This is a genomic window from Bacillus sp. RC252 (genome assembly GCF_044909215.1).
GTDB classification, from domain to species: Bacteria; Bacillota; Bacilli; order Bacillales; family Bacillaceae_G; genus Bacillus_A; species Bacillus_A mycoides.
Genome location: NZ_JBIYDV010000051.1, coordinates 1 through 2,137, shown reverse-complemented (window position 1 = coordinate 2,137; position 2,137 = coordinate 1). Strand labels below are relative to the sequence as shown.

At 35.0% G+C, this 2,137-nt stretch carries 1 protein-coding gene; it reads right to left on the bottom strand.

Annotation, left to right across the window (positions count from 1 at the left end; genetic code table 11):
* Positions 1-98: 98 nt before the first annotated feature.
* A complete protein-coding gene (gene ltrA, locus ABH960_RS29475; RefSeq protein WP_404449979.1) occupies positions 99-1,898 on the bottom strand; it encodes a group II intron reverse transcriptase/maturase in 1,800 nt (599 codons plus the stop codon).
* Positions 1,899-2,137 lie beyond the last annotated feature (239 nt).

Genomic DNA, 2,137 nt, shown 5'->3' with positions numbered 1-2,137 from the left:
AGTTGCGATAGGTAAGACTTTGAAGTTATCTCCATCTTTTCCCCCGCTTAGCACTGTACGTGCGACTTTCATCGCATACAGCGCCCCATCTTATCCTTTTATACTAAAGTAACTAGATTACAAGCTTTACGGAGTTTGTTTATTTTCTTCAATTGTTTATCGTTCAATTGAAGAATTCTCATATATGTTCTAATCGTCTCGTCATTTGTAGCGTGAATCAATCTGTGGACAAATTCATGTACAATAATCAGGTTATTAAACTCGTCAGTTCCTCCCATACCTTTCGGTATTTTATGGTGACAGTGCACATCTTCAGCTATTAAGAAGATTCCGATGACAGCGCATTTACCATTTTGCATGGAATACCTGGATATTCTGTTATCTGTATACTCCATGCTTTGTCCTTTATTGGAGGATAGCAACATCTTTTGCATTTCATTGGCAATGTTACCTTCTAGGCTTTTGATGAGTTTTTGTCTTCCTTGCTTAGTGTAATTGCATATGTCTTGACTAAAACTTTGAGGGAATCGTGTTTGTATGTCCGCTAGTGGATATACATGATTGCCTGCTATTTCAAAGGTTCTATAATTGTTCCTATGAGTTTTTTTGTATAATGCATTCGCATTGGTAGGAATCTTATATTTCCCTATTGATTTTAGACGATTAAACAAAATTTTCGAGAGACGAAAGGCTATTTCAGCAAAGTCTATAGTTACATGTGTTGCAATTTTGTAATAATTTTTTATACCAAGCACATAAGAGTTATAGTCCTGTACTGTTTTCCCTGATGGGCTTTTTTGAATTGCTTTAATCCTTGTCTTTGCTTTTTCAAGGATATCCTTTTTCTTTTTCTCGCTTACATGTGTGTTTGCCACATATCTTTCGCGCTTTTTAACAGATTTGATAGAGAACCCCAGAAAATCGGAAGATTTTCTTTTTAGGTTAGTTATAGTCGATTTTTCATTAGATATATTAAAGTTTAATTGATTTTTAAGATAACCTTCTACTGCATGGAATATTTTGATTGCAGATTGATGATTGTTAGTAAATATTTTAAAATCATCTGCGTATCTAACGATATGCATTTTCTTCAATTTTGTTTTTATCAGCAATGGATTTTTGGTTGCTGTTGTGTATGGTCTTCTTGTTTTAATATTCTCCCATTGCCTAGATATCCACCAATCCAAATCGTTTAATACAACATTACTAAGTAATGGGCTTAGGATTCCTCCTTGCGGAGTTCCTTTTGTAGGAATACCTTTTCCTTTGATTGGTGCTTTTAACATTTTAGAGATAATTGTCAGCACCCTTTTATCAGTTATGCCTATGTTGTATAGTTGTTTTAATAACTTGGAATGGTTCACGTTGTCAAAGAAACCTTGTATATCAATGTCTACTACGTGACTAAATCTTCCTCTGTTTATCAAATATTGACACCTAGCCATTGCATGGTGTGTTGACCTGTTAGGTCTGAATCCATATGAATGCTTGTGGAATTTTGCCTCGCATATTGGTTCTAGAACCTGTTTGAACATTTGTTGAATCAATCTATCTCTCATTGTAGGGATTCCTAATGGGCGTTTCTTCCCATTAGGTTTAGGTATTTCTATCCTACGTACCGTATTTGGTTTGTAATTTGTGAGAGTTTTTCTAATATCGTCAACGAAGGAATTTACATCTTCCATTTTATAATGGTCGATTGTGATACCATCTGTTCCTTCAGTTTTAGAACCACTGTTAGCCTTTATACTTCTATATGCCAATAGAATATTTTCTTTTGATATGATGTATTTATATAGATTTACACCTTTAGTAGCGTTATTTTCACTACGTTGGTATAAATCATCGAACACTTTTTGCATATCGTAATATTCTGCATGTCGTAATGTTGTACTCACCGATGTATTATTTCCCCTTTCTTACGAAAAGTCCCATCATCTTACTCGATCCTGTGAGTTACATCTAGTTAATTTAGTTTTCAAAGAACAAAACTAGGGACTATCCCTCCACATTCGTTACATGCTTCGTCGGTACTTTGTCCCCACCTTCACAAGAATGAAGCAATTTCGGTTCGTTAGAACCTTATATGCATCTGTCCGCTAGTAGGCGTTGGTGACAGTTTCTTGCTTACCACGTT